Here is a 9,469-nt window from a genome sequence, read left to right on the forward strand (position 1 = left end):
GGTAGTGAGAAATAAAAGGTAGTTGGCAAATTAAAAAATAAACAAAATAAAAATCCATTGTTAAACGGCAATGGATTTTTTTGTTATTCGTTGCATTCTTAAAAAAAATTCCCGAGGCACGGGAACAATTAAGCAAATACATTATACCACAGCCTCAGGAAATTTTTATCAAAAAAATACATGGGGTTTTGTTATGAAAAAAAATGAAAACAAAAATTTCGTTCTAAAGATAAATGATAAAGTTTTAGGATTGTTAGGATCTAAAACAAATGCTATGGTAATTTTGTTTTGATTAGTTTATATCGATAAGAGATACAAACATAAGGTACTCCCGACTAGTCAATTGTTAACTGAAACAAATTTAGCATCATCAAGCTTTTATACCGGACTTAATGATTTGGTTAATTTAAATTTTGTTAAGTGAGAAAACGGCAATGTTAAGTTAAACAAAAAACATTATCATTCATTCAATCGAACTGAATATTTTAAAGTTTCATTTGAAAAACTTAAATCTATGTTTGCTATTAAAATTTGTGCTAATGCTTTAATGGCAATTTTAAAAACATTAAACGGTGCAAAATTTAAAAGTAATAAAACATTTTCATTGCAATCAAAAGAAAGACATGATTGCAATAATTGCAATTTTAAGGATAGGCTTATATGTAATCTTGAAGGTGAAAAGTGAGATAACAAAAAATTTATCTATACAAGCTTTCAATTTACATTTAACTTTTTTAAAAACATTAATTTATCAAAATCAAAACTTATGAAATATTTTTCTAATTTTAAGGTTGTTTGATTATTTAAAAACATTTTCAATATTCAAATAACAAAATACATAACAAGCAATGGAAAAAATAAATTTCGAACATTTCAAAGATTATTAATGATTAAAAAAGTTATGTGAACTAATTTTTAAAATGCAATGTTTTTAAAATCTTTTGAAATGAGAAAACATGTTGGCAAGATGTAATATACAAAAAAGATCTAAAGATTAAAGGAACTTATCGCCTTTATCATGTTTTGCTTTAACTTTTATTTGATTTTATAAATGCAAACATCAAAAATACTATGATTTTTAAATTTGTTTAAAAATGCATTCCAAAAAATGGTTTCTAGATATTAATCTAAAGATTAAAGGAACTTAATATTTAGATTAATGTATTAACAAGAAAGGATCAAAAATAATTAGCAATTAATATGGATGTTGTTATTTTCAAAGTTAAGGGATTTTTTTCCGCTAATGCAATTGATGAAAAAAATAGAAAACGATTTGAATTTATTAAATCCGGAAAAATGATTTTTTACAACAATAGGCAATCCGCAACAATTCATACACAAAGAGAAAATCAAGATTTAATTAATGAATTTTTAAATTCAAATTTAACGATAGAAGAATATTACAAAAAATTAATTGCTTCTAAAAATGATTATCAAAAAAAACATCTATTTACATTTGATGGTAAAGAGATAAATGATATCAATCAAAAAGATGCTGCTGATAAATGTAAAGAGCTAAAAAATGATCAATTCGTTTGAGAAGCTTATTTATCACTAGGTGATGTTGCTAAGAAAAATTTTGTTATAAGCGAAAAAGAATTTTTAAAACATATACAAGCTACATTGCCTGCATTTTTTAAGAAAGAAGATTTAAACATTGAAAATCTTAATGTTTTTATTAATGTTCAAGCTGATAATGGTAAACTTCATGCACACTTACTTTGATTTGAAAAAGATAAAACGTTTTTAAATCAAAGAACTGGTCAAAAACAATTTAAAAAAGTTGGTCAAGTTAAAAAAGAAAACATGAGAAAAATTGAAGATCTTATCAAAATAAGAGTTGAAAACGGACAAAACATTAATGTTTTACAAGATCAAAAAAAATCTATTTGAATTGAACGTAAAAAAATTAAAGACATTATTAAAGCTGATGTTAATAAAAACACATTATTAGCAAGTGATCCTGATAAAAAGAAATTAGAAATCATTGGTAGCTCAATGCTAAAAAATGGTAGTTATGTTTATAAGAAGCTTGATCCCGAAGTTAAAAAGTTTGTTTGAGATATTTTTGAAAATATCAAAAACAATAATCTTGAATTAAACAATCAATGAACGGAATATAAAAAACTTTTTAATGCAGCCGAAAAATCTAAACATGATTATTTCAAAGATTTTATTATTAATGAAAAAAAAGAGCTTGAAAGTCAAATTGGTAATGCAATAACAAAAGCAATATTTCAAGATCTATTAAATAACTCGCAAAAAAGAGATGTGCTAGGTTATTTACCTGAAAGAAGCATTACATATCCTTATCAATTAAATTTGGAATATAGACTGAAATATGTGCCTAAAGATTATGAAGTAGAACAAGAACTGAAATTAGGTCGAAAAGTTAAAAAGTTAATTAATGATTTAGCTAAAACTAGATCGTTATAAATATTTTATTAAAGAGAAATTTTATGAATAAAAATAAAAAATTAATAGAAACAAAGCTTTTGATATGAATTGCAATATTTATGTTTTTATTAGCATTTACAACATTAATATATGCAATTGTTGTAGCAATAAAAGAATTTGATGAAATTTTAAATGCTTCAAGTTTAAAAGAAATGTTTATAAACACTTTTGCTTTCTCAGGAATTACTTATGGATTAATACTTCTTTTAATTTTTTCTAATTTGTGATTACTAAATTGAGTTTTTACTGAGAAAAAGAAAAATCAATTTCCTATTAAATTGCTTTTTCAAAAAATAAAAAATTAAATTAAATAAAAAATAAGGAAGTTAATATGGACAACAAAAAAATTATTATAACAAACGAAATTCTTAAAAAAGCACTTTCAAAATTAGAAAATCAATGAAAAGAGACTGGAAAAACATTTGTAGATGAAAAACAAATAAGTTGAGGTTTACAAAAACATCTTGATTTAAATCCAAGATTAATTGATATTTTTGATAATTTTAAATTAGAACAAGAAGTTAATATTGAAAAATTTGAAGAAAAAAAAGAAGAATTTATATATAGAGAAATAAAAGATGCTGAAGTAAATAGCAATTATGATGATCTTGAACAATTTGCAAATGAAAAAATAAATTATTTGTTAGATCATGTAGGTGAAATTAAACTAGAACAAACAATTGTTAATAATGAATCAAATCAAGACAATGAATTAAATCAAGATAATGAATTAAATCAAGATAATGAATTAAATCAAGATAATAATTCAAAAGATTTATATAAAGAAAAAGAAAAAGAAAATCCAAAACAATTGGTAGATTTTTTAAGAGATTCTGAATTTTGCATTTTAGGAGATTCTTTAAATGAATTTGGAAATATTCTTACAAATGAAGTTATAGAATTGGCTTTAGAAAGATTAAAAAGTAGAGAAAATGAATCTACAATGGAATTGGATAGATAATGTTATCTTCAAAAGAATATATATCATTAAGAAAAGATTTTCATCCACTTTTTTCTAACGAATGAACCTTAGGTGATTTTAATAAATTACTTAACACTTACAAAAATATGAAAGCAATTGTAAGTGATCTAAATAAAAAATACAAAGAAAAAGCTTCTGCAATAATAAGAAATTATGAAGATATCAAAAATTCAATTAGTGATATTGATAAACATAATTTTTTAGAAGTCATCGATAAGGTAGAAGATTATTTAGATAAAAAAATAAAAGCTGAAAATTATGAAGATTTAGAAGAAGAAATTCAAGATAAAGCTAACGATAATTTAACTAATTTAGTGGATGATTTTCATTTATCTAATTTAGGATTTTCATGAGCTGAAGAATGCGTTATACAATATTACAACTATACTTTATACAATCTTAATCCCGGATCATTAAATGTTGAAGAAGATGGTGATAAAGATTTTATAATTTATAAAGGTGATGATGACGAAGATTTAGAATTACCTGAAGCATTTAAAAAAAATATAAGAATTCTTGAAAACACAATTAGTGCATTAAATACAATTGATTTGGAATCTGACAATCATAAATTTAAATTAATTGAAGATGAAAATAATAAAAATATTCATCATGTTAAATTTTTACGTGAAAATAAAAAATATTTATTAAGTATTGAAAATTTTGAAAATAACTTAGAAAAAGGAAAATTTAATTTGCTTGAAATAAAAATTTCAAAAAATAATACTTCTACAGAAGAAAAAAATAATGAAATTAAAAGCTCAAAATTTTCAATTGAATTAGAAAGATAAATTTTAATTTTTTAAATGTTTAAAAAATATAATTTAAAAAAATTATTTCTAGAAAGAGCTTGATTTTATTTATTCCTAAGTATATTTTTATGATTGGTTTTTATATTTCTTTCTGTTTTATTGCATTTAATATTTACTGAATATAAAAACATAAAAGAAGTTTTTAATAGTGATAAATTTTTAGAATTTTGAATTGAAACATTTGAAAAAAAATCATGAATTTACATTTTGTTTAGTTTTACATTAACTATTATAGCTATTGCTGCTTTGTTTTATCAATATGTAAAACATAATAAAAACAAAAACAAATTTAAAGATGAAATTGAAAATCAAGATAATGGCTTTTTAGTTAATGAACCTAAAAAACAAGGTATAAAAAAATTTAATAAAATGTTTTTAGTGAATCCTAAAAATGCCGAAAATGGCTTTGTTTTAAAATTTACTAAAGATAATTGATGAGTAGTATCTAAAGGTCAACCTCATGGAATTATTGTGGGCGCAACTGAAAGTGGTAAAACACAAAAGGTAATACTTCCAAATATCTATTACAATTCTGAACCCTTTTTAGGTGAAAAACAAGCTAATTTTTTCATTTTAGACCCTAAGGGCGAAATAGTTTCGCATGTAGGGGATACACTTAAAAAACGCGGCTATCAAACATTTATAATTGATATTAATGAAGCTAAGCATTCATTAGGATGAAATCCTTTGGAATACATTTACAAAATTTATCACGACGATAAAAATAACATAAAAGAAAATGAAAATAAAGCTCTTGAAGAATTAAAAGATTTATTGTGAAGTTTAAATTATGAAAGTGATAATGCAAAAGATTCAGTTTGAATAGACGGTTCTAAGCAAAGACTTTTTGCTATTGGTAAATATTTATTAGCTTTATCTAAAACTAAAAAAAATTTTGACAAAAAACATTTTAATCTTGCTTCTTTTTATCAATTTTTAAGTATTGAAAAATTGAGTGTTAATGCTGAATGATTTCAATTTCTAGAAAAATACGAAGAAAAAAGAATGATAGATGCTTTAAATACATTGAAGCCTTTGCTTGACATGGACACAAGGATGCAATCAAACTATTTACCTTCAATGGGTGCGGCTATTAATTCTTTTTATAACGATTCTACATTGAAATCTATAACTTCAAGATCAGATTTTAAAATTGATAATTTGCTTAAATTAAAAAAACCTTTTGCAATATTTTTAAAATATGCTGACAACAAACCTGCAAATTTCTTTTTTAGCACAATTATTGTTGATCAGCTATATCAAAAATTTATCACTTATGCAGATAGTTTAGAAAGCAAAAAATTGTCTAGACCTTTTTACTTTATACTTGATGAATTTGGAAACAATAAAAAACATGTAGATTTTGACGTAAAAGTATCAATTGCTCGTTCAAGAGATATTCATTTTTTAATAGCGGTGCAATCTTATAATCAAATAAATTCTATTTATAAGGACAAAGCCGCAACAATTATTGATAATTTACCACTTGTTTATTTTTTATCATCTAATGATAGCAGTACATTAAAAAAAGTATCTGAAATTATAGGGAATAAGGAAATAATAAAAAAATCTCACTCATTATCCCAAAATGATTCTGGAAAATCAAATAGCGAATCAACAAGCATACATAAAGAGCCTGTAATCCCTATGGAAGAACTAGCTACAATGGCTAAAAATCAAATATTAATTAAAATGTTGCAAGAAAAGCCTTTGCTTTTATTCGCCGAATATGCTGGAGCAATCTGATCTGAAGATAAATTCAATTACAAAAACATTGTTTATGAATTTAATGAAGAAAATTTCTTATTAAATATGGAAAAAATTTTAAAAGAAGAAAGAAAAATTCAAGCAGCTATTGCGGAATCGCAATCAATAACTGACTTTGAAGAAAAATCCGAAGATAAAAATAATTCTAAAAAAGAAAAATTAGCATGAAAAGAAGAATACATATTAAAGATTAAAGAAAAAGAAAAAAATAAGAAAAAACAAAAATTAATTTGCCCGGATCACAAATTAGCATTAGCAACATTTAAGGAAAATAATAAAAAAATTTTAAGATGTCCTTTTGAAACGGAATATGAGGGATCGCTTAAAAAGAAAAATGTTAAATGCAATTATGTCTATAAAGATGATGATGAAAGTGAAGTAAAAAATGATACAAATATTTAATTCTAAATCTAATCATCTTGAAGAAGCTTCTAGCAAATCAAGATTTTTTTTAATTATGATGGCTTTTATAGGTTTAGATAGATTTTATGCTGGACGAAAAATTTTCGGTTTTTTAAAAATATTAGCATTCATTGCAACCTTAGCTGTGATTGTAGCATTGACATTTATTTATCAAGATAATTTAGAATTCATTTCACAAACTAATTTTTATATTTGTTTACCTGTGGCTTTTTGATGATGAATAGATATTTTAATAGCTGTTTCTGGGAGACAAAAAGATAAATATAAATTAAGAATATTTAAATGATACAAAAAATAAGGAGAAAGCATGTTTAACATAGCGATAATTAATGGAAGATTAACTAAAGATGTTAATTTAGAAGTTTCTGAAAAAGGAAATTCATATGTAAAAAATTCGGTTGCAATTAGGCAACATTCAAACAATAACAAAAATGATGTTCAATATATGGAAATTGTAGTTTTTGGAGAACAAGCAAAATATTTAAGTTCAAAAGCTTCAAAAGGATCTTTTGTTTCGCTAGCTGGTAATTGAGTAATTAAAAGCTATCAAAATCAATATGGAGACACAATTCAAAGCAATCAATTAAAAGTTTTTCAAATTGGTTTTGTAGAAGAAAGAGGCGATAAAAAAGTAAATGAAAATTCTAATGATTTTTCTAAATTTAACATGGAAAATGATTTAGCTTATATGGCAACACAAATGTCTATTTCTCAAAATGAAAATTCAAAAAATAATCAAAATGAATTAACAAATGATTCAAATGAAACAGATGTAGAACATTTTTCAGTAAACGAAATTTTTGGAAATTAAAATGAATGATTCAAACAAAAAAACTAAAAAAATAAATGTTAACGCGCTAACTGATGAACAATTAAAAGAATTAGTTGAAAAAACAGCTATACACATGAATGACAAAAAACAAAAAACTGCTCGGTTTTCCGGTCGTTTTTCAAGTGCTCAAGATGCTGCATTATTTGCAATTTATAAGGATTCATTATCTTCTACATCATTAAATAAAAAAATGCAAGAGTTTATTGTTAATGGAATTCAAGCTGAATTATATAAAGAAGCAGAGCAAAAATTTAAAAAACAATTATTTTATGCTTTTCAAAAAGCTATTTTTGCTTCAAATAAAAAGTTGCATAACAAACTTCAAGCACTTACGTTTTATATAGATTCTGAATTATCAATCATAAATGATAAATTAAATGTTTTGCTTAACGCTGAATTTGGAAAAATTCCTGTTGAAGAAAGTGAATTTGATAATTTATCTGCAAAAGCTTTAAGAGAAAATGAATATTTTAAAGCTAAAAAATCTAGTGAAAAACATATGCTTGATAAATTAAGAGAAGTTATGGATAAAAAAGTTAAAAAAGAAGAAAAAACAAATAAAGAATATTTAGAAGATAACGTTGATACAAATTTTGAAGAAATTCTAGATATAAAAGATTAATTAAATTAAGGAGAATTATTATGTTAAATAAATTAGAAGCTATGGGCTTCGCACTTGCAGCAGAAGGGGGATTTTCACCTGTTGAGCCTGTAAAAGAATTTAGTAAAACGGTAGGTTATTGATTTTTAGAAATAGGAACTGCTATTGGTGCTATCACTCTCGGCCTTTTATTTATATATCAAATCGTAAAAATTGCTATGGCTCATAATAAGGGTAATGCTCAAGATAAATCAGATCATATGAGATCAGCGGGAATTATACTTGTTTGTATAATTTTATTCATAATTGCTGTTGCAGTGGGATTTACATTTATAACAAAATATGCGGAAGACGCTGTTGGGAGTATTAAAAATGGTTAAATATAAAAAAAGTAATTTTAATTAGGAAAATAAAAATATAATGTGATTATTTACTCCTTTGTTTTTCGGATTACATCAAATGTTTTGAATTTTGGTTTCATTACCTTTTCAAATATTAAAATCCGTTTTAGGGCTTTATAAATATATTGCAAATTCTTTACCAAATATATTGATGTTTGGATCAAAAAATGGAGAAATAGAAGATTGAAATAAAACAATTTTACCTACTCCTTTTTTAAGTTTAATAATTGTTGCTGCCCTTTTATTTTCATTATTTTTACTTATTGCAATTGTTAAAATCGCAGTAGATAAAGTAAAAAGAGAAAGTAGAGGCCCCGGGCTTTATTCATTAATAAGAGTAGTTCCTTCAATTTTGTTTATTGTATTTGTTCCTTTGGGAGTATTTTTACTATTTTGAGCAACCGATTTAATTTTCGAACTTATAAACAAAGCTTTTGGGGACGATCAATCTTCTATAGCTAAAAAAATATTTATTAGTTTAAAGCCTAAATCTATTAATTTAAATGAATGAGAAATAATGGCTGATAATGATTTTAAATCTATGAATTATAGCGATTATCAAAACTTAGAATGAGGAGAAGGATTTCAAATTATTTTAACATTAGGAATTATTGGAATTATCTTATCATTCATTTTTCTTTTAGCTGCATTATCACTAATACAAAAAGTTTTTCAACAATTTTTCTTATTCATAATATCTCCGCTTGTAGCTCCTACAATTTTACTCGATGCTGGAAAAAGAATTAAAACATGGCAACAATTATTCTTAGCTAAAACACTAGCTATTCAAGGTTTTTTGATTGGTATGAATGTTTTTGTAATTTATACAAATTTAATTTCAGGATGGGTAAATACACTCGAAGATTGAACTCCTATTTCTAGACAATTATTTTTAATTTTATTATTGATGGGTGGGGCATTAGGAGTTTCTTCATTAACATCATTAATAACTGAATTTGTTGGTGAAGGAATGTCTACGAGAGAAACATTAGGAGAAACTGCATCATTAATGAAAACAGGTATGTCATTAGCTGTTGCTGGAGGAACAGCGTTTAAATTTGCTAAAAGCTTACCTAAAAAAGCTATTCCTAAATCATTTAGAAGCGCGGAACAAGGTATATTAGACAAGCAGTTGAAAGCCGGTCAATTAACACCTGCTGAATATCAAAGACAAAAAGCTGAAATAAGAAAAAA

The 9,469-nt window shown here is 24.4% G+C and carries 11 protein-coding genes; all 11 read left to right on the top strand.

Annotated elements, in window-relative coordinates; genetic code table 4:
- Window positions 1-193 precede the first annotated feature (193 nt).
- Complete coding sequence (locus ACW95P_RS04840; protein WP_457962140.1) at window positions 194-919, top strand: hypothetical protein; 726 nt, start codon at window positions 194-196, stop codon at window positions 917-919.
- Between the two features lie 281 nt (window positions 920-1,200).
- A complete protein-coding gene (locus ACW95P_RS04845; protein ID WP_457962141.1) occupies window positions 1,201-2,436 on the top strand; it encodes a hypothetical protein in 1,236 nt (411 codons plus the stop codon).
- Window positions 2,437-2,459: 23 nt separating this feature from the next.
- Window positions 2,460-2,762: a hypothetical protein gene (locus tag ACW95P_RS04850; protein WP_457962142.1), complete on the top strand. Its 303-nt coding sequence runs from the start codon at window positions 2,460-2,462 to the stop codon at window positions 2,760-2,762.
- A gap of 26 nt (window positions 2,763-2,788) precedes the next feature.
- The gene (locus ACW95P_RS04855; protein WP_457962143.1) at window positions 2,789-3,418 is read left to right on the top strand and encodes a hypothetical protein; all 630 of its coding nucleotides are present in this window, start codon (window positions 2,789-2,791) and stop codon (window positions 3,416-3,418) included.
- Window positions 3,418-4,230, top strand: coding sequence for a hypothetical protein (locus ACW95P_RS04860; protein ID WP_457962144.1), 813 nt, complete (start codon window positions 3,418-3,420; stop codon window positions 4,228-4,230). The genes ACW95P_RS04855 and ACW95P_RS04860 overlap by 1 nt, the downstream gene beginning before the upstream one ends.
- A 120-nt stretch (window positions 4,231-4,350) precedes the next feature.
- Window positions 4,351-6,420 carry a type IV secretory system conjugative DNA transfer family protein gene (locus ACW95P_RS04865; RefSeq protein ID WP_457962145.1) on the top strand — a complete coding sequence of 690 codons (2,070 nt, stop codon included), beginning with the start codon at window positions 4,351-4,353 and terminating at the stop codon, window positions 6,418-6,420.
- Window positions 6,404-6,739, top strand: coding sequence for a hypothetical protein (locus ACW95P_RS04870; RefSeq protein ID WP_457962146.1), 336 nt, complete (start codon window positions 6,404-6,406; stop codon window positions 6,737-6,739). Before ACW95P_RS04865 ends, ACW95P_RS04870 begins: the two co-directional genes overlap by 17 nt.
- 9 nt (window positions 6,740-6,748) lie before the next feature.
- The gene (locus ACW95P_RS04875; protein ID WP_457962148.1) at window positions 6,749-7,252 is read left to right on the top strand and encodes a single-stranded DNA-binding protein; all 504 of its coding nucleotides are present in this window, start codon (window positions 6,749-6,751) and stop codon (window positions 7,250-7,252) included.
- A gap of 1 nt (window position 7,253) precedes the next feature.
- Window positions 7,254-7,895: an Mbov_0398 family ICE element protein gene (locus ACW95P_RS04880; protein ID WP_457962149.1), complete on the top strand. Its 642-nt coding sequence runs from the start codon at window positions 7,254-7,256 to the stop codon at window positions 7,893-7,895.
- Window positions 7,896-7,915: 20 nt separating this feature from the next.
- On the top strand, window positions 7,916-8,254 hold the full coding sequence (locus ACW95P_RS04885; protein WP_457962150.1) for a hypothetical protein: 339 nt from the start codon (window positions 7,916-7,918) through the stop codon (window positions 8,252-8,254).
- A 40-nt stretch (window positions 8,255-8,294) separates the two neighbouring features.
- Window positions 8,295-9,469, top strand: a 1,175-nt coding sequence (locus ACW95P_RS04890; protein ID WP_457962151.1) for an Mbov_0396 family ICE element transmembrane protein, incomplete at its 3' end; no start/stop codon positions are given.

The organism is Mycoplasma pogonae (assembly GCF_054170725.1).